Origin of the sequence: Taklimakanibacter lacteus (assembly GCA_003576695.1) — a bacterium.
GTDB lineage: Bacteria > Pseudomonadota > Alphaproteobacteria > Rhizobiales > Aestuariivirgaceae > Taklimakanibacter > Taklimakanibacter lacteus.
The window spans coordinates 74,254-92,190 of the sequence record QOZQ01000009.1; the positions used below are offsets into that span (position 1 = coordinate 74,254).

General features: G+C 62.0%; 17 protein-coding genes. 8 read left to right on the forward strand and 9 right to left on the reverse strand.

The genetic code is table 11. From position 1 onward, the window contains the following. Window positions 1–40: 40 nt before the first annotated feature. From DT068_RS18570 to DT068_RS18590, 5 genes are all read left to right on the forward strand, one after another. Complete coding sequence (locus DT068_RS18570) at window positions 41–2,755, forward strand: phosphoenolpyruvate carboxylase (protein ID WP_119391379.1); 2,715 nt, start codon at window positions 41–43, stop codon at window positions 2,753–2,755. Window positions 2,756–2,819: 64 nt separating this feature from the next. After that, window positions 2,820–3,677: an ABC transporter substrate-binding protein gene (locus tag DT068_RS18575; protein ID WP_368904819.1), complete on the forward strand. Its 858-nt coding sequence runs from the start codon at window positions 2,820–2,822 to the stop codon at window positions 3,675–3,677. Window positions 3,678–3,728: 51 nt separating this feature from the next. Continuing rightward, a complete protein-coding gene (locus tag DT068_RS18580) occupies window positions 3,729–4,868 on the forward strand; it encodes an amino acid ABC transporter permease (RefSeq protein WP_368904820.1) in 1,140 nt (379 codons plus the stop codon). 1 nt (window position 4,869) lies between these two features. Then, complete coding sequence (locus tag DT068_RS18585) at window positions 4,870–5,613, forward strand: amino acid ABC transporter ATP-binding protein (protein WP_119391380.1); 744 nt, start codon at window positions 4,870–4,872, stop codon at window positions 5,611–5,613. A gap of 7 nt (window positions 5,614–5,620) precedes the next feature. Beyond that, a complete protein-coding gene (locus DT068_RS18590) occupies window positions 5,621–6,382 on the forward strand; it encodes a formyl transferase (protein ID WP_162914296.1) in 762 nt (253 codons plus the stop codon). A gap of 118 nt (window positions 6,383–6,500) precedes the next feature. Here DT068_RS18590 and DT068_RS18595 read toward each other — a convergent pair whose 3' ends face one another. From DT068_RS18595 to DT068_RS18615, 5 genes are all read right to left on the reverse strand, one after another. Continuing rightward, entirely contained in the window at window positions 6,501–7,568 is a 1,068-nt protein-coding gene (locus DT068_RS18595; protein ID WP_119391382.1) for an ABC transporter ATP-binding protein, read from the reverse strand. Between the two features lie 7 nt (window positions 7,569–7,575). Further along, window positions 7,576–8,760, reverse strand: a complete 1,185-nt coding sequence (locus DT068_RS18600; RefSeq protein ID WP_368904821.1) for a carbohydrate ABC transporter permease — start codon at window positions 8,758–8,760, stop codon at window positions 7,576–7,578. Further along, window positions 8,757–9,881, reverse strand: a complete 1,125-nt coding sequence (locus DT068_RS18605) for a carbohydrate ABC transporter permease (protein ID WP_119391383.1) — start codon at window positions 9,879–9,881, stop codon at window positions 8,757–8,759. The genes DT068_RS18600 and DT068_RS18605 overlap by 4 nt, the downstream gene beginning before the upstream one ends. A gap of 154 nt (window positions 9,882–10,035) precedes the next feature. Next, complete coding sequence (locus DT068_RS18610) at window positions 10,036–11,511, reverse strand: ABC transporter substrate-binding protein (RefSeq protein WP_119391384.1); 1,476 nt, start codon at window positions 11,509–11,511, stop codon at window positions 10,036–10,038. Between the two features lie 395 nt (window positions 11,512–11,906). Then, on the reverse strand, window positions 11,907–12,344 hold the full coding sequence (locus DT068_RS18615) for a carboxymuconolactone decarboxylase family protein (protein WP_119391385.1): 438 nt from the start codon (window positions 12,342–12,344) through the stop codon (window positions 11,907–11,909). Between the two features lie 55 nt (window positions 12,345–12,399). On the opposite strand from DT068_RS18615, the gene DT068_RS18620 reads away from it, so the two are divergent. From DT068_RS18620 to DT068_RS18630, 3 genes are all read left to right on the forward strand, one after another. Beyond that, window positions 12,400–14,385 carry an OmpA family protein gene (locus tag DT068_RS18620; protein WP_119391386.1) on the forward strand — a complete coding sequence of 662 codons (1,986 nt, stop codon included), beginning with the start codon at window positions 12,400–12,402 and terminating at the stop codon, window positions 14,383–14,385. A gap of 89 nt (window positions 14,386–14,474) precedes the next feature. Next, complete coding sequence (ndk, locus tag DT068_RS18625) at window positions 14,475–14,897, forward strand: nucleoside-diphosphate kinase (protein ID WP_119391387.1); 423 nt, start codon at window positions 14,475–14,477, stop codon at window positions 14,895–14,897. A gap of 5 nt (window positions 14,898–14,902) precedes the next feature. Continuing rightward, complete coding sequence (locus DT068_RS18630; RefSeq protein WP_119391388.1) at window positions 14,903–15,388, forward strand: VUT family protein; 486 nt, start codon at window positions 14,903–14,905, stop codon at window positions 15,386–15,388. A gap of 15 nt (window positions 15,389–15,403) precedes the next feature. On the opposite strand, the gene DT068_RS18635 is transcribed toward DT068_RS18630, so the two are convergent. The 4 genes from DT068_RS18635 to DT068_RS18650 all read right to left on the reverse strand — a co-directional run bounded on the left by DT068_RS18635 (window position 15,404) and on the right by DT068_RS18650 (window position 17,728). Continuing rightward, complete coding sequence (locus DT068_RS18635; protein ID WP_162914297.1) at window positions 15,404–16,279, reverse strand: DMT family transporter; 876 nt, start codon at window positions 16,277–16,279, stop codon at window positions 15,404–15,406. Between the two features lie 143 nt (window positions 16,280–16,422). Next, window positions 16,423–16,863, reverse strand: a complete 441-nt coding sequence (locus DT068_RS18640) for a type II toxin-antitoxin system VapC family toxin (RefSeq protein WP_119391390.1) — start codon at window positions 16,861–16,863, stop codon at window positions 16,423–16,425. A gap of 2 nt (window positions 16,864–16,865) precedes the next feature. Further along, a complete protein-coding gene (locus DT068_RS18645; RefSeq protein WP_119391391.1) occupies window positions 16,866–17,117 on the reverse strand; it encodes a type II toxin-antitoxin system Phd/YefM family antitoxin in 252 nt (83 codons plus the stop codon). A 50-nt stretch (window positions 17,118–17,167) separates the two neighbouring features. Continuing rightward, complete coding sequence (locus tag DT068_RS18650; protein WP_162914298.1) at window positions 17,168–17,728, reverse strand: hypothetical protein; 561 nt, start codon at window positions 17,726–17,728, stop codon at window positions 17,168–17,170. Window positions 17,729–17,937: the final 209 nt, after the last annotated feature.

Sequence of the window (17,937 nt, forward strand, 5' to 3'; positions counted from 1 at the left end):
CTTGGGTGCGGTGCACAATGGACGCCTGACAGGTGAGGGAATGGCAGACACGGCCCGTTATATTTTGCCGGTGGATGGCGGCTATGTGGACGAGATCACCGTCCTCCTGCGCGATCTCTTGCGGCGCGTCATCCGCGAACGGGCTCCGCGCGTGCTGGCCATCATCGACAATCCGGAAGATGCCCGCTCGATCAAGCCCGAGCTGCGCGCTCCCGCCTTGCAGGTCATCGGGATTTGGTTGCAACTTCTTAATATTGCTGAAGAAAATGCCGCGATGCGATCCCGGCGGCGGCTCGAGACGATGGGCGGCAACGACCAGATCCTGGGCTCGTTCTCCAATGCCTTCGCCACCATCGCCGCGGCCGGCGCCACGGGCCAGGCGGTAGCCAAGGTGCTGGAGACGGCGGAAGCCGGCCCCACCATCACGGCGCATCCGACCGAAGCCAAGCGTGTGACCGTGCTCGAAATCCACCGCCGCATCTATTTGCGCCTCTATGATCTCGAAAGCCCGCGCTGGACACCGCGCGAGCGCGAGGCCCTGATGCGGCAATTGCGCAACGACATCGACCTCCTGTGGCTCACCGGTGAAGTCCGGCTCGAAAAGCCGACGGTCGAGGCGGAAGTCGCCTGGGGCCTGCATTTCTTCCGCGAGACCTTGTTCGAGCGCACGCCCCAGCTGTGCGAATTGCTGGAAGGGGCGTTGGCCCGCCACTATCCCGAGCAGCCGATCAGGGTGCGCCCGCCAGTCAGGTTCTATTCCTGGATCGGCGGCGACCGTGACGGCAATCCCTATGTGACGGTGGCGACCACCCGCTGGGCCTTGAGCGAGAATGCCCGCGCCGCGATCGAGCGCCTCGACAAGCGGCTCGAATATCTGGCGCAGACCATCTCCATTTCGGGCCCGGACACCGATGTGCCGGAAGCATTCCGCACCCGCGTGGCGCGCGAAATCGCCAATGCGGGAGATATGAGCCTCTCCGCCCGCAATCCGGGCGAGCCCTTCCGCCAGTATTTCTCGGCGCTGCGCGCGAGGCTCGCGGCGACCCGCAACCCGCGAGGCGCTCACCATTGCAAGGCCTTTGCCGAGCCGGAAGAGCTGGCCGAGGCGATCCACCATGCCGAGCGCGCTCTGGCGTTGATGCAGGCGACATCGATCGCAGCCCACACGGTGCGCCCGGTGCGCTGGGAGGTCGAGATCTTCGGTTTCCGCACCATGAGCCTCGACATGCGGCAGAACACCACCGTCATCAACCGCGTGCTGGCCGAGCTGTGGCAGAAATTCAACCCGACCGCCAAACGCGAGCCGCCGAAATCCGATTCGGCTGAATGGGCCAAATGGGTCGCAGGCGAGCTCAAGCGGCCCATGGGCTTCCGGCCGCTGTTCCAGGGATTGTCGGATGAGGCGCGCGAGACCCTCGACCTCCTTGGCCTGATCCGCTCATCGCTCGACGGTGCCGATCCCAAGGCGACCGGCGCCTTCGTGCTGTCGATGACGCGCAGCGCCACCGATATATTGGGGCTCTATCTCCTCGCCAAATATAGCGGGCTCTTCACCGATGCGGCATCGCGCGAAAGTTGCCGTCTCGCCGTCGTGCCGCTGTTCGAGACCATCGACGACCTGCGCCGCGCGCCCGGCATCATGGACGAGCTGTTCAAGATCCCGATGGTGCGCCGGACCGTGAAGGCACTGGGCGGCCACCAGGAAATCATGCTCGGCTATTCCGACTCCAACAAGGATGGCGGTTTCTTCTGCGCCAGCTTCGAGCTTTATGAAGCGCAACGCCGGCTCGTCCGGCTGGCGCGCACGGCCGGCATAGAGATCAGCTTCTTCCATGGCCGTGGCGGCTCGGTGAGTCGTGGCGGCGCGCCGACCGGACGCGCCATCGCGGCACAGCCGGAAGGAACGATCGGCGGGCGGCTCCGGGTCACGGAGCAGGGCGAAGTGGTGTCGTCCAAATTCGCCAATCGCGGCACCGCCCTCTATCAGCTCGAGGTACTCGCATCGAGCGTGCTGGTGCATACTCTCAAATCACCGAAGGAGCGGGAGCTCAAGCTGGTGCCGGAGCACCAGGCCGCTGTCGAGGCCATCGCCTCCGCCTCCTTCAAGACCTATCGCGGCCTCGCCGAGGATCCGGGTCTCATCGACTATTTCCAGGCGGCGAGCCCGGTCGAGGAATTGTCGCTGCTCAAGATGGGCTCGCGCCCGGCGCGGCGTTTCGGCGCCAAGGGTGTCGAAGACCTGCGCGCCATCCCCTGGGTTTTCGCCTGGAGCCAGAATCGCCATGTGCTCACCGGCTGGTACGGGCTGGGCTCGGCGCTCGACCAGTATGTGGCCGAGCAGGGCGACAAGGGCCTGGCGCTGCTCAAGGACATGTTCGTGCGCTCGCGCGGCTTCCGGCTCGCCATCGATGAGGTCGAGAAGTCGCTCTATCTCGCCGATATGGAGATCGCCGCCCTTTATGCCGGGCTGGTGCCCGACCGCAAGGCCGCGAAGCGCATATTGGGCCAGGTCCAGCGGGAACATGCCTTGACGCGCGACAGGGTGCTGGAGCTTTCGGGCGCCGGCGGCCTCTGCGCCAGGTTCCCGGGCTTCCGCCGCCGCTTCGACCGGGTGCGCCCGATGATCGACCAGGCCAATCGCTGGCAGGTCGATTTCCTGAAGGATGCGCGCGCCGGGCGCCAGAAGGACAAGGCCTTGACGCCGCTGCTCATGACCATGAACTGCATTGCCGCCGGTCTCGGCTGGACCGGGTGATCTTGCCCAATCGCTTCGGGCATGATCTAGTTGCGAGAAACATAAAGCCACTGGAGGAAGTCTGATGAAATTCAACAAACGGAATATTTTGGCCGCCGCGGCGCTCGCCGCGCTGGCCCAGTTCTCGATGCCGGCTGAGGCCGCGAACATGATCGGCAACTGCGAAGTGATGGGCGAGAAGGGCTCGATCCCGATCGCCAGCCCCGCCAAAGCCGGGCAACTCACCGTCGAGGTTTCCTTGCCGGCACCCATCTGGTGGAACGGCGACACGCCTGAATCGATCAAGGACGGCATGGAATATTGTCTCGCCGCCGAGATCGCCTGGCGCGCGGGCTTCGACAAGATGGAAGTGGTGAATGTCGGCTGGGATCCGCTGGTCACCGGCCAGACCGCCGATTTCGATCTCGCCCTTTCCGAGATATCGATCACCGACGAACGCAAGAAGGTGGTGGATTTCTCCATTCCCTATTTCAGCTCCGATATCGGCGTTCTTGCCCGCGCCGATACGCCGGTCGATGAGAAGACGATCAAGGAGAAGACCGTCGGCGTGCAGCAGGCAACGACCGGTGCCGCCTTCGTGGCCGATGGGCTGAAGATTCCCGCCGGCCAGACGCAAGTCTATCCCGACCAGGGCGATATGTTCACGGCGCTTGCTGCCGGCCAGATCGATGCCGCCATCACCGACACATCGATCGTGCTCGCCGAGGAGCTGAAGACCTCGGGCAAGCATGTCGTCGTCGGTCAATACAAGACGGGTGAGAGCTACGGCGCCCTCTATCCGAAGGGCGGCGCCAACAATGCGACGATCGACAAGATCATCAAGGCGATGATCGATGACGGCACCGTGTCGAAACTCGCCGACAAATATCTGGCGGCCGTCTGGGGCAAGGATCCGGCCAAGGTTCCGTATTTCAATCCCTGATCGGACTGACTGCCGGTGACTGACATCGCAACGAAGGGGAGAGTGGGGACGTTGCCCACTCTCCCGCGCCGCACCGACGGGTTGTCTCTTGCGGCCTTGTTGTTTGCCGGCTTCTGCGTTCTCTGCGCCTGGGGCGCTACGCGCACCATTGCCGGCGCCCTCGATCATTTGCAGATCGCCCGAGATGCCGCCTGGAGCACGTTCTTCTTCCTGGTGGTCGCCGCGACCGCGGCGCTGTTCCTGCCGGCATTCCGGTCCTGGAGCTTCTCCAGGCGGGCGCGCGAGGCGCTCAGCCAGAACAATATCGTCGAAGCGCGCATCGATGCCGCAGCGGCTCGCGAATGGTCCTACATCACCTTTGGCTGGGGCGCCGCCGCGCTGGTGCTGCTGGCCTTCGCCAGCTTCATCATGGCCAACAATGCCGGCGTCGGCAGAACCTTCTTTTATCTGCCGCTCATCGCCGAAAAATGGGACCTGGTGGTCCTGGCCTTCTGGAACAACATAAAGATATTCGTCATCGCCGAGATCCTGGTTCTCATCTGGGGACTGGTGGTCGCAATTGCCCGTCTCATGCCGGGACCGGCGGGCCAGCCGGTGCGCTTGCTGGCCATCGCCTATTGCGATGTTTTTCGCGGCCTGCCGGCGGTGCTGACGCTCTATCTCGTTGGCTTCGGCCTGCCGCTCTCGGGTTTGCCCGACCTCATCATTCCGCCGATCGTCGGCCTGTTCGTCAATTTCGACGGCATGACGGCTGCCCAGATCAAGCAATATACCCGCATTCCGCTCACCTGGTATTGCATCCTGGCGCTCACCCTGACCTACGGCGCCTATGTTGCCGAGGTCTATCGCGCCGGCATCGAGAGCATCCATCCAAGTCAGTGGGCGGCATCGCGCTCGCTCGGTCTCTCCTATCTGCAGACGCTGCGCTATGTGATCGTGCCGCAAGCGGTGCGCCGCATCATGGCGCCGCTGCTCAATGACTTCATCGGCCTGCAGAAGGATACCGCCCTGGTGCAGGTTATCGGCGTCGTCGATGGCTTCAACCAGTCACGCATCATCGCCTCCAACGCATTCAATCTGTCGGCGGTGACGATCGTCGCCATCCTCTTCGTGCTCATCACCATTCCGCAGGCCCGCTTCGTCGACCGGCTGGTCGAGCGCGACCAGGCGCGCATGCGGGCGGCGAGCTGACATGGCCTTTCTCGAGATCCGCGAAGTCCACAAGCGTTTCGGGCCGCTTGCCGTGCTGCGCGGCGTGGACATGTCCGTCAATGAGCATCAGGTCGTCTGCCTGATCGGCCCTTCGGGCTGCGGCAAGTCCACGCTGCTGCGCTGCATCAACGGCTTGGAGCCGATCCAGGGCGGTGAGATCAAGCTCGAGGGTGACCGGGTCTCGGGCCCGGGCGTCGATGTCAATCGCCTGCGCCGCGAAGTCGGCATCGTCTTCCAGAGCTTCAATCTCTTCCCGCATATGAGCGTCATCGAGAATGTCACGCTCTCGCCGATGAAGGTCCTGGGCTTCGGCCGGGGAGAAGCGCGCGACCGGGCCATGGCCCTGCTGTCGCGCATCGGGCTCGAGGCCAAGGCCAATGAATATCCCGATCGTCTCTCGGGCGGCCAGCAGCAGCGTGTCGCCATCGTGCGGGCGCTCGCCATGGAGCCCAAGCTGATGCTCCTCGATGAGATCACTTCGGCCCTCGACCCCGAGCTCGTCTCCGAGGTCCTCAACATCGTGCGCGATCTCGCTTCCCAGGGCATGACCATGCTGCTCGCCACCCATGAGATGGGCTTTGCCCGCGAAGTGGCCTCGAAAGTGTGCTTCCTCTATGACGGCGTCGTCCATGAGGAGGGGCCGCCGGACAAGATCTTCGGCAGTCCCGATGAGGAACGTACCCGCGCCTTCCTCAAGCGCATCATCGAGGCCGGGCGCCTTTGAGACCGGCATGGCACGCATAGTCGTTCTGACCGTTCCCTCGCCGCAGTCCTGGATCATCGTCAACGCGCTGGTGCAGCGCTTCGGGCCGGTCACCATCCTGGCCGAGGAGCGCGAAGCGAAGCTCGACCTCATCCGCAAGCGCATGCGCCGGCAAGGCCCGGTCGCCGTCATGGGACAGATCGGCTTCGTCCTGTTCCAGAAGCTCCTCGGGCGTCGCGCGCAGCGCCGCATTGACGAGATCATCGCCCAGTATGACATCGACCCCAATCCCAACCTCGCCTGCGAGATCATGCCAGTGACGTCGGTGAACAGCATGGCTTGCCGTGCGGCCCTTGCCATGCTGAAGCCCGATGTCGTCCTCGTCGTCGGGACGCGCATCATCGGCAGGAAGACACTCGACGGCATCACCGCCCCGGTGGTCAATTTCCATTCCGGCATCAATCCGAAATACCGCGGCCAGGCCGGCGGCTACTGGGCGCTTGCCATGGGCGATGCGGCCAATGCCGGTGTCACCGTCCATCTCGTCGATGAAGGTGTCGATACCGGCGCGGTCCTCTATCAGGAGCGCTTCCAGGCGACAAAGGCCGACAACTTCCTCACTTATTTCTTCATCCAGGCGGCGGTGGCCCGGCCGCTCGCGGTGAAGGCGGTCGAGGACGCATTGGCCGGCAGGTTGAAGCCGCTGAAGGTCGACCTGCCGTCGCAGCAGTTCTATCACCCGACGCTGTGGTTCTATCTATGGACGGCCTGGACGAAGGGCGTGTGGTGATCAGCGCGCATCGCGGCGAAGTGCTTCACTTCGCCGAAAAAGATTCGCGCCAAATCAATATGCTGGAGCAAATCCCAGTCGCCAATGTCTTCAACTTTGGCTAAGGGCCGGGAGCCGTTCAGCGGATCCGCGCACCGCCATCGCCATTGAAAACGTAAAGCCCGCTCTTCGCCAGCCCGACGCCGATCTTGTCGCCGGTCTTGCCACGGTAATCCTTGGGCGCCTTGACGGTGATCATATCCTTCGCCGTCTTCACGGTGATGAGCGTATGGTCGCCGATCAGCTCGTTGGTGAAGATCTCGCCCATGACGTCGCCCTTGGCCGGGGTGGTGACGGAACAATCCTCAGGCCGCACGCCCAGAATGGCCTTGTCGAGCCTGCCTTTCACCGGCACCTTGACCTCATGGCCCTCGGCCACGAAAGTTTCACCCTGCAGGGCACCATGCACGATGTTCATGGGCGGCGAGCCGATGAACTGCGCGACAAACAGATTGGCCGGATCGTTGTAGATTTCAGCAGGCGTGGCCAGCTGCTGCAACACACCCTTTTCGAGAATGGCGACGCGGTGGGCCAGCGTCATGGCTTCGATCTGGTCGTGGGTCACATAGATCGTGGTAATGCCGAATGACTCCTGCATGTGCTTCAGTTCGGCCCGCATGTGGCCGCGCAGCTTGGCATCGAGATTGGACAAGGGCTCGTCCATGAGGAACACCGAGGGCCTGCGGATGATGGCGCGGGCCAGTGCCACGCGCTGGCGCTGGCCGCCGGACAATTCACGGGGGTAGCGTTGCAGCAACTGGTCAAGCTGCACCTGGGCCGCTGCCTCGCGGATCGCCGCATCCATTTCGGCAGCTTTCACCTTGCGCACCTTGAGGGGAAAGCCGATGTTCTCGGCTACCGTCTTGTGCGGGTAGAGCGCATAGGACTGGAAGACCATGGAAATGTCGCGGTACTTTGGCAGGATGTTGGTCACATCCCGGTCGCCGATCAGCACACGCCCGCCGCTCGCCGTTTCGAGGCCCGAGAGAATGCGCAGCGCCGTGGTCTTGCCGGAACCGGAGGCGCCGAGCAGCACCAGGAACTCGCCAGGATTGATGTCGAGATTGAAATCCTCCAGCACCTTAACGGGGCCGAAGGACTTCTGCACCCTGTCGAATCTGACTGGAACCTGCGGATTGCCTGCCATACTTGTCCTATCCTTTGACGGCGCCCATCAGGACACCGCGTTGAATGAATTTCTGAAGCACGATGGCCATCAGAATGACGGGAATGATCATGACCACGATGATGGCCGACATTTCCCACCACAGCACGCCTTTCTCGCCTGCATTCTTGGCGGCGACCGTGATCGGCATGGTTTGCGATTTCGCCGTCGCCAGGAACACGGCGAAGAGATATTCGTTCCAGTTCAGGATGAGCGTGAGCAGCGTCGTTGCAGCAAGTCCGGGGCGGGTGAGCGGCAGCACGACCTCCCGGAAAATATAGAAGCGCGTGGCGCCGTCGAGTTGGGCTGATTCTTCGAGTTCGATGGGCAAACTGGCAAAGAAATCGTGCATCAGCCAGACGACGATGGGAAGGTTGGCAACGGCATAGACGATGATGAGCGCCAAATGGGTGTCGAGCAGGCCCACTGCCTGGAACATCATATAGACCGGGATGATGACAACGATGGGGGGCAGAATGCGTTGGGAAATGATCCAGAACAGAATGTCGCCGTTGCCGAGCCTCGATGTGAAGTGCTTGCCGAAGGCCCGCGCCAGCAAAAAGAACAAGGCGAGCCCCACCGCCGACGCGATTGACCAGTGGACGCCAAAGTATCGCGATACCAGGATGACGGCCAGTGCCAGCAGCACGAAGATGACGATGTTGCCGAATCTGGGGCGGTATTGGATGCGGGCAAGCGCATAGGCCGCCATGCTGCCGACACCCACGCACAGGATCGTCGACAGGACGCTGATCACGAGCGAATTCGTGAAGGCACGGTAGATCTTGCAGATCTCCGGCTCCATCGGAGTCAATGTGACGATGGGCGAGAGAAGCCACGCAATGCTGTTATAGATCAGCAGCCCGAACTGGCGCGCGATTGCCGCCAGCCCGCAATTGGAATCCTCGGTGAACTGGGCAATCCAGGCGCTCGTCGTCGGCTGGAAATCGACAAAGGGAATGTAGAACGGTCCCTTGTTGACCGCACCGGCATCCTTGAACGACGTGATCAGCACCCAGTAGATGGGAAAAAGGACAAAGAGCGTCCAGATGACCAGCAACGCATAGGCGACGACCCTGGCAGCCGGCGACATCTTGCCGATTTCGGGCGGTTCGAAGAGGCGCTCCATCAGGCCGCGGCTTGTTCGCTCCAGCTTGTAGCCGGTTTCACTCATGACGCTCTGGCTTTCCGCAATTGACCGATCACGACGTAGTTGAAGAACGACGCACACACGATGACGGTCACGATGAGAAGCAGGTAGGCGATTGCCGCGGAGTTGCCCATGTCGTTGGCGCGCCAGATATACATCGAGTGAAGCGTCATGGACTCGGTCGACGAACCCGGACCGCCACCCGTCATGATGTTGGGAAGGTCAACGAGCTTGAATGCTTCGATCATGCGGATGAGGAGCACCGTCACGGCGACGGGAATGATCTGCGGCCAGGTGACTTCGCGGAATATCTGCACACTCGACGCGCCATCGACCTGCGCGGCCTCGACATGATCCCTCGGCACGTTTTCCAGGGCCGCCAGCATGCAGATGAAGATGAACGGTATCCACTGCCAGCTGTCGCAGATCATCATGACAAAGCGGGATGCCCAGGGACTGGCGGACCACACCCATGTATCGACCGAGGCCGCGCCGAACAGGGGCTGGAACGGACCTTTGGTGATATCTGCGACCATCTTCATGGCGTAGCCCACGCCCAGAGGCGTGATCATCAGCGGAAGGAAAAAGACGACACGGAAGAAGTTCTTGCCGGCAATGGGCTGCGAACAGAGGAAGGCAAGTCCGGTTCCGATGACGAATTGCAGCGAGCAACCGATGATCACGTAGAAGAGCGTCGTCAGGAGTGTCCCGATCGGATTGCCAATCAGCAAGGTCGCGCACAACAGCCAGGCGATAAACCAGGCGCTCAGGGCGGAAATCAAACGTCCGACCATGCCGACCCATGACGTAATCGACAGAGACCTGTAGAGCCAGAACAACAGGCATGCGGAGACAATGGTCAGGATGCCGATCTCCAAGAGACCCAACTCCCCGATCTTGCCGAGGAAGTGATCCTGTTCCGAGCCGAAAATCTGTCTGGCGAAATTCTGCAGGCCGACGAAGCGGAAGCTCAGGCCTTCGGGGGTGAATCGGACCCGGCTGACCGCGAAAAGAATGGAGTAGAAAGTCGGAAAGATTGCGAAGACGAGAATGAGCGTGACGGCGGGCGCGATAAAGAACGTACGAGAATGGCGATCGAACCACTCCCCCCACGATTCAGAAGCCGGTACCGTCAGGTCTGTCATGGCGCCCCAGTGTTCACGATCCCGCCGATCCCCGCAAGCTTTTGCGTGGGCCGCAGGTGACCGAACTCTCCAATTTTGTTGTGAAAGCAGGGGCCGGACGTCGGAACGTCCGGCCCTCGCGCATGCATGCTCAATCCAGGCTCATCCCGAAAGGCTATTTACCTGTCCCCAGAGCCAAGGCCTGCGCCTTGATCTGGGCATCACGGCCGAAATCTTCCGTGACTTCTTCCCAACCTGTTTCAATGTTCTTCAGGGCTTCATCGACCGTGATTTCACCGGCAAGATAGCGGGCGAGTTCGGTGTCAAGAACGACGCCGGTATACTTTTGCGCACCGGGGATCTTCATGTCGGAGGCCATGTTGAGGTTGTTCAAGGCGCCGTTGATGGCTCCCAGATAGTTGGCGGCCAATTCCTGCGGCATGCCGGCCTTGACCCAAAGGTCGGTCGAGGCAAGCTGCGAGTTGCGATAGGGATTGTAGCCCGTGGCGCCGATCGTCACGTCGACATTCGATTGCGCCGCCTGGTTCATGTAGGAGAGGAACGCATAGGCGGCGTCCTTCTTCTTCTGGTCGGCCTTGGCGTTGATGGCGCCGGCCCAGCCGCCAAAGGCGGCGAACGGCGCGTAGTTGATGCCATCGACCGAGTGCGGAGCATTTTCCTTGGTCACCGGCACGAGCTTGCCAGTGGCACGGTCCAGCACTTCCTTGGAGCCAACGGCGCCAACGGCGTAGATCAGGCCCTTGACGCCGGCCGCATCGGGATCGAGCTGCAGCGTGCCGGGATCGCCCCATTCAATGAGCAGGCCGCAGCGGCCGGCCTTGAACAGGCCACGGGTGTCGCCGATGTCCATGTTCAGTTCTTCCGGCGGGCCATATTTGCCGGTTTCCTTGTAGACTTCGAAGGCTTTCTTCCAGGCTTCGTTGTTGATGACCGGCTTCATCGTCGCGCCGTCAAAATGGAAGCCCTGGGCAGTACCCATGGTCTGCACATAGGGTGCCGCCACGGTCTGGATGGCGAAATAGGACTGGGCGTTGCGCTTCTTGAAGATGCAGGAACCGTAGTCCGCCTGGCCATCGCCGTTCATGTCCTGGCCGTGGATCTTGGACGCAACGTCGATATACTCATCCCAGGTCTTGGGCGGTGCGAGACCGGCCTTTTGCAGCACGTCGGTGCGATAATAGACCATCTGGAAATCGCCATCGACCATCAGCAGCTTGGTCTTGCCACCGACTTTCTGGCCGAATTCGCGGAAATAGGGTGCGACGTCGGCAAGATCGATCTTCGTATCCTTGGCGACATAGGGGTCCATGTCCTCGATAAGCCCGGCGGCATCGAGTTCCACGCCCCAACCGGCGGCGAACACGCCGACGTCAATGGAGTTCGTGCCGGTCGACCAGTCGTTCTGGATCTTCGGGAATATCTCCGCGAAGGGCACCTCGATGACGACGATCTTGCCGCCTGTCGCTGCTTCAAACTCCTTGCCGCGCTCTGCAAGACGTCCGGCAATCACGTAGCCAGGGCGCGTGAGAATATTGACAGTGACGCCGTCAAATTCTCCCGCAGAGGCGGTTGCGGCCAGACCGCACATGGCGGTACCGGCGGCCAACGCGCCAATCATCAGCTTCTTCATTTTGTAGTCCTCCCGTTGGTTTGCCCATCCGCATTGCCAGCCATCCGGACCTACCCGGCAAATCCGGCATGCGAATTCTTGTGCTGCAGTGACGGCCGATCGCGAGGAACGCCGCGTCCTGCAGGTCTTTATGGACGTAAGTCATTGCACATTTTTGCAAGGGCGCAAATGGCCAACAACATCATGGATATGGCACTTGTGGCAGGAAAGACGGTGGTCTCTCGCTTCGGGCAGCGGCAACCTGATGTACTGACATGTTGCAATCCACTGCGACTAAAGCACTTTTAAGAACCGGAGCATTTGAAAAGCTCGGCTCATGGTCCGTCCTTAACTTTTCCGAACTTTTCTGCGCCGCGTTCGAGTTGCCTGCCGGCCGGAACCCAAGCCGGTGGTGATCACTTGAAAGCTTCGTCGACCGGCACGCCATAGGCGTTGGCAAGCCGGTTGGTCATGTTGGCGAGACCGGTCACCGCATAGACCTCGCGGATCATCTCTTCGCTCGCCCCTTTCTGGCGCGCACCCGCGGTATGGCTCGCCATGCAATAGTCACAGCCATTCGTCACCGAGACGGCGACATAGATCAATTCCTTGGTGAGGGGATCGAGCGCGCCCGGCCCCATCATCTCCTTCAGGCTCTCCCAGACATGGCGCAGCATGCGCGGGTCATGCGCGAGATATTTCCAGAAATTGTTCACATCGGCGACCTTGCGCGTCGCCTTGATATCGTCGAAGACAGCGCGCACTTCGGGACTGGCGGTCTCATAAGAGATGGGCTGCACGTTTGGTTCCTTCCTTGCCCGTTTCCGCCTCAAACTATCACGTCCATCTCTCATTTTCGTCATATTGCTGGGGACTATGGTTCTGTTGCGTCAAGGTGGAGGGCAACGCATGAAGAAGACCGTCATCACTCTGGCCGCGGCCCTGGCGCTCGGCGCGCCCTTGAAGGCGCTCGCCCAGGAAGAGAACCCCAATGCGGGGCTGATTCTCGCACAGGACCAGCAAGGCGAGTCCGACCCCGACCAGCTGATCAAAAAGAAAAAGAAGCGCCAGCAGGAGCAGCAGCAGGGCGAGCAGGCCCAGCAGCCCGCCGAGGAGCAGATCGAGCAGCCGGTCAAGAAGCGCAAGAAGAAGCAGGCGGAGCAGCCGGAAGAGCAGCTTCAGCAGCCGGTCGAAGAGCAGGTCGAGCAGCCGGTCAAGAAGCGCAAGAAGAAGCAGGCGGAGCAGCCTGAGGACCAGACTCAGCCGCCGGTCGAGACCCAGGCCGAGCGGCCCGAGCAGCCGGTGAAGAAGAAAAAGAAGGAGCAGGCCGAGCAGCCGCAGGACCAGCCGCCGCCGGCGTCGGAGCAGACCACACAGCAGCCGCAGCCTGAGCAACCGACAGCTGCGGGAGTGCCGCCGGAAGTGACGCAATATCTCTCCGATACGCGCTCGCCGAAGGAACTCTCGGACGCGGAGCTTACCCAGCGCGTGCGCGCCGGGCGCAATTTGGTGAAGACGAAGGGGCTCCCCGCCAATATTCGCCAGGAGCTCGCCAACGAGTTCAAGAAGGCGCGCAGCGAGGCGATGGCGCGCGAGCAAGCCAAGGCCACCGGCCAGCCGAAGCAGGGCCAGCAGACGACGGAGCAGCCCAAGCCCGAGCAACCGCCTGCCGGTGAGACGACGACCGGCAAGAGCGATCAGATGCCTGCGCAAGGCGAAGGCCAGCCCGCCCAGCCGACAGACCAGGCGGCTGAGCCGCCGCCGGTCAATCCCGACAAGCAGGAAGTGCAGAAGCTCGACGGCAACAAGGCCGCCCCGGAAGCCGAAGCCAAGGCCAAGGCCTATCTCGACGATGCGCGTTCGGCCGAGCAGCTCAATGACGATGAGTTGCGCGACCGTCTCGACGGCATGCGCGAGCTGATGGCCGGCAACCAGCTCTCGCGCGACAGCGAGCGTGCGCTGCGCCGCAAGCTCAGGGCCGAGCGCGACATCCTGCGCAACCGGGTTTCAAAGAAGGTGGTCGTCGAGGAGCAGAAGGACGATGCCATTCCGGGCAGCCGTGAGCGCCGCCGCGGCCGCAATGACCGCAAATGGGACCAGTGGGCCGAGCGCGATGTGCTGCGTGACCGGCGCCGGTCGGATCAGCTCGAAGAGGGCGAATTGCGCCGCCGCATCGATGTCTATCGCGTGGTGATCAATGACGACCGCTACGACGCCGAGGAGCGGGCCTATTGGCGTGGCATGATGGATCGCGACCGCCTCTATCTGCGCGAGCGCCTGGTCACCGACCGTCGTGATCGCGAGCGCTATTGGCGCGACCGCCGCGACAGGAACGATCTCGATATCGACATCAACATCAATCTGGGGCCTGACCGCGAGCCACCCGAGGCCGCCTTCATGGACGAGATCGATGATGAGGAGCTCGAAGACTATCTGGTGGCGGCTCCCCGCCGCAAGGTTGCCCGCCGCTACACGGTCGAGGAGATCGAGGAGGAACCGGAACTGCGTACCGCGATGCCCGCCATCGAGATCGACAATATCCACTTCGGCTTCAACGAGAGCTTCGTGCGCGAGGAAGAGGTGGACAAGCTCGACCGCATCGCCGAGGTGATCGAGAAGATCCTCGCCGCCCATCCAGGCGAGGTCTTCATGATCGCCGGCCACACCGATGCGGTAGGCTCGGACGCCTATAACCTGAAGCTGTCGCGCGAGCGGGCCCAGGCGGTCAAGAAGGCGCTGACCGCCTATTATGTCATTCCGGCCAGGAACCTGGTGACGGCGGGCTACGGCGAGCGCTATCTCAAGATACCCACTTCCGAGGCCGAAGAGGAGAACCGCCGCGTATCGCTGCAGCGGGTGACGCCGCTGGTTGGCGAGGCCGAATTGGGCCAGTAGGCCCGGTTCTACCCCTACTTGAAGCCTGTCCGGGCCGCCGCTATAAGGCGGCCCGACGTTTAAATTAATGGCTCAACAAGGGGACTTTTATGGCCAAGGAGCGCACGCTCTCCATCATCAAACCGGACGCCACCCGCCGCAATCTGACGGGCGCCATCAACGCCAAGATCGAGGGCGCCGGTCTCAGGATCATCGCCCAGAAGCGCGTGAAGTGGAAGAAGAAGGACGCCGAGACCTTCTACAAGGTCCACAAGGAGCGTCCCTTCTACAAGGACCTCGTCAAGTTCATGACCTCGGGCCCGGTCGTCATCCAGGTGCTCGAGGCCGACAATGCCGTCACCCGCTATCGCGACGTGATGGGCGCCACCAACCCGGCCAATGCCGCGCCCGGCACTATCCGCAAGGAATTCGCGGAATCGATCGAGGCCAATTCGGTCCATGGTTCCGACAGCGCCGACAACGCCAAGAAGGAGATCAAGCTCTGCTTCAAGGCCGCCGAGATCGTGGGCTGATACCGATGTGGGTCGTCGTTTATATCGTTTCGATCGTCCTGGTGAACTGGCTCTTCGTGGTCGTGGCACCCTGGCCGACGGTATTCGGCGACCTCTATCTTGCCAATCTGGTGGTCGGCTTCGTCTTCGTCCTGCGCGACTACGGACAGAGACAGGTCGGCCACAGGATCCTGCTGGCGACGCTGGTCGCCGGCATCATCACCTTCTTCATGGTCGACAAGGCGATTGCGCTTGCCAGCATCACCGCCTTCATCCTCTCCGAGATGACGGACTGGGCGATCTATTCCTTCACCAAGCGCCCGCTCCAGCAGCGCATCCTGCTTTCGAGCCTGGTCGCGGTGCCGCTCGACACGCTGGCCTTCCAGTATCTGGCGAATTATCTGACCCCCGCCGCCTTCACGACGGAAGTGCTCAGCAAGGCGCTCGGCGTGTTCATCGTCTGGTACCTGCTGAAGCTGCGCAGTGACAATACGCCGGCGGCGGCGCATTGACGCCAATCCTCTAAGCTAAGGCTGCGGCGGGCTCTGATCGGCGGGCACGCCGCGCGCTCTTTCGCGATAGGAGATATAGATGGCGCAGGCGATGAGGATGCCGACACCGAGGAACGTCCAGCGGTCCGGGAAGTCACCGAAGAACCACCAGCCGCACACCACCGCCATGATCATCTCGGCATAGCCTAAAGGCGCCAGCAGCGAGGCTTCGGCGAAGCGATAGGCGGCGATCACCAGATAGTGGCCGATGAGGGCCACGACGGCGAGGACCAGCAAAAGCCCCCATTGCTCGAGCGTCGGCGTCACCCAGACGAAGACGACCGCCACCGTCGTGATCAGGGCGCCGATGGCGTTGGTGTAGAATGTCGTGATGATCGGGTCGGCGGTGTGCGAGACCTTGCGGGTGACGATCAGATAGAGGGCGCCGGTGGTGCCGGCGAGAAGCGCCAGGAAGACCCCGGGATTGAGGGTCTGGAATCCCGGCCGGATGATGATCAGCGTGCCGATGAAGCCGATGACCACCGCGATCCAGCGCCGCAGCCCCACATGCTCCTTGAGGAGCAGCGGCGCCAGCAAGGTGACGATCAGCGGCTGCACGAAATAGATCGACAATGTGTCGGCGATCGGCAGATAGCCGAGCGCCAGGAAGAAGAAGGCGGTCGAGCCGATGATGAGGACGGCGCGCGCGGTGTGGAGGAGCGGATAATCCGGAACCAGGACGCTGAGCGGCCGGCCTTTCAGCACGAAGGGCAGAATGAGGAACATGCCGATGAAGAGCCGCGCCCAGACGCTTTGCAGAACCGGCATGTTCTGCTGGCCGAGAAATTTGGCCGCCACGTCGAGAAACGGCAGGATGGCCATGGCGGCCAGCATCAGGCCGATGCCGGTCAATGGGGCATTCTTGGAGGAGGGTGGGGGCATGAGGATGGTTGCGCTCGAACTTGTCGTGCCCGTCTACAGGGCAGTCCTTTCCATGGCAATGCGCGCCGCTGCAATCCTGCCCTGCCATTGGGCAGGCCCCATCTTTGCTGAAATCATCGATCCGAAGGCAATTGCTTCAGAGGATTGATGACAGGCACGCCCAGCGGCACGAAATGGCGCTCATTGGCGGTAAGGACAATGAAGCCGCGGACGGCGGCCGTAGCGGCGATGGCGATGTCCTCGAAGCCGGGATCGTGAGCACGCGCTCGGTCGAGGATTGCTCCGGCATGCCGGGCCTCTTCGATGCCGAAAGACAGGATACGTCCCGCGTATAAATGCTCGACAGCGGACAGCCACCGGCGCAGCTGGACCGCCTTGGCCGTCGCACCGATCCTGGCAGAGCGGGCGATGCCAGCCTCGATTTCCGCGACAGTCACGCTCGAGATGAAGAGCTGGTCGCCATGCGCGCGCAGCCAGGATGCCAATGCCTTGGGGTCGACTTTGCCCTTCGCGCGCGCGTCCGCCGACACGATATTGGTATCGAGCAGATACAAGATCAGGACCTGACTTTGCGCAGGGCGCGCGCGGGCTTGCGCCGCCGCTCCGGAATGTCGTCCGGTTCACCGGGGAAGGCGAGCAGCAGGTCGGCAAAACTCGGCACCCTGGAGACGCGCGTCCATTCCTCGAACGAGACGAGCACAGCTTCCTTGCGACCATGCCGGGTAATGACGGTCGGCTCGCCTGCCACAGCCCGGTCAACCGCTGCCGAGAGAGTTGCCTTCGCATCCTTGAGCTGAACTTCCTTCATTCGTGCCGTACCTCTATATGACCACAGGTAGTCATATATCCAATAAGATCTCAAGGCAATGAAGAAACCCTTGCGGCACGGCCCTGGAGGTCGATGGCGTGCCTTTCGCCGATCTGCATGAGCGCGGCGTTGATGTCGGCGATCAGAGCAGGTCTGGCTGCCTTGCCGGCCGTTCGCGGGATGACGATGGTCATGAGGGGGCACATCGCCGCTTTGGGCGGGCCGGCGGTGAAAAGGCAACTGATCTCGGCACGGCTCATGCCGCGCAGATCGGTTTCGATGGCCTTCAGGAAGTGACGCCATGGCCTTTGTGTCAGGACATAGAGCGAGCTCATGGAGGCCGGCAACCTGTTTGCCCTCAAGCGGAGCAGGCCGGCATGCCGGCCGATGGCCTCGAGCTTGGACATCGTCGGTCGTGACAGACGCGCTCTGAGCTCGAGCATGCGCCGCGCCTGCGGTCCATAGGGGCGCAAGTCGCGCAAGGCGTTGAGGACATTTTCCCCTTGCATCAGGATGCCCTCGACGGTCGTGCCTGAGGACCTGGCGATCCTCGCCGACCACTGCTCGACAAGCTGGTCACGCATCTCGGTTGGTCTGGCGCTATCGTGCATCCGCAGCTTCCTTCAGAGAAAGCGGGTGTTTCACCGGTGAAAAATCAGGTGATAAAGGACAGGGGCAGGAATGATTGCCTTGTGCCGGGGGTCAATAAACGGCGCCGAATTCGGGCCGGATACAGGGAATTACAGGGAATTACAGGGAAATATTCGAATCGAAGAGCCGGCCCAGCAAAATCAATGGCTTGATGCCATCAAATCTCGCC

Coding starts and splice junctions, on each gene's coding strand:
- DT068_RS18570 (WP_119391379.1), top strand. CDS start 41: ATGGCAGACACGGCCCGTTATATTTTGCCGGTGGATGGCGGCTATGTG.
- DT068_RS18575 (WP_368904819.1), top strand. CDS start 2,820: ATGAAATTCAACAAACGGAATATTTTGGCCGCCGCGGCGCTCGCCGCG.
- DT068_RS18585 (WP_119391380.1), top strand. CDS start 4,870: ATGGCCTTTCTCGAGATCCGCGAAGTCCACAAGCGTTTCGGGCCGCTT.
- DT068_RS18590 (WP_162914296.1), top strand. CDS start 5,621: ATGGCACGCATAGTCGTTCTGACCGTTCCCTCGCCGCAGTCCTGGATC.
- DT068_RS18595 (WP_119391382.1), bottom strand. CDS start 7,568: ATGGCAGGCAATCCGCAGGTTCCAGTCAGATTCGACAGGGTGCAGAAG.
- DT068_RS18600 (WP_368904821.1), bottom strand. CDS start 8,760: ATGAGTGAAACCGGCTACAAGCTGGAGCGAACAAGCCGCGGCCTGATG.
- DT068_RS18605 (WP_119391383.1), bottom strand. CDS start 9,881: ATGACAGACCTGACGGTACCGGCTTCTGAATCGTGGGGGGAGTGGTTC.
- DT068_RS18610 (WP_119391384.1), bottom strand. CDS start 11,511: ATGAAGAAGCTGATGATTGGCGCGTTGGCCGCCGGTACCGCCATGTGC.
- DT068_RS18615 (WP_119391385.1), bottom strand. CDS start 12,344: ATGAGAGATGGACGTGATAGTTTGAGGCGGAAACGGGCAAGGAAGGAA.
- DT068_RS18620 (WP_119391386.1), top strand. CDS start 12,400: ATGAAGAAGACCGTCATCACTCTGGCCGCGGCCCTGGCGCTCGGCGCG.
- ndk (WP_119391387.1), top strand. CDS start 14,475: ATGGCCAAGGAGCGCACGCTCTCCATCATCAAACCGGACGCCACCCGC.
- DT068_RS18630 (WP_119391388.1), top strand. CDS start 14,903: ATGTGGGTCGTCGTTTATATCGTTTCGATCGTCCTGGTGAACTGGCTC.
- DT068_RS18645 (WP_119391391.1), bottom strand. CDS start 17,117: ATGAAGGAAGTTCAGCTCAAGGATGCGAAGGCAACTCTCTCGGCAGCG.
- DT068_RS18650 (WP_162914298.1), bottom strand. CDS start 17,728: ATGCACGATAGCGCCAGACCAACCGAGATGCGTGACCAGCTTGTCGAG.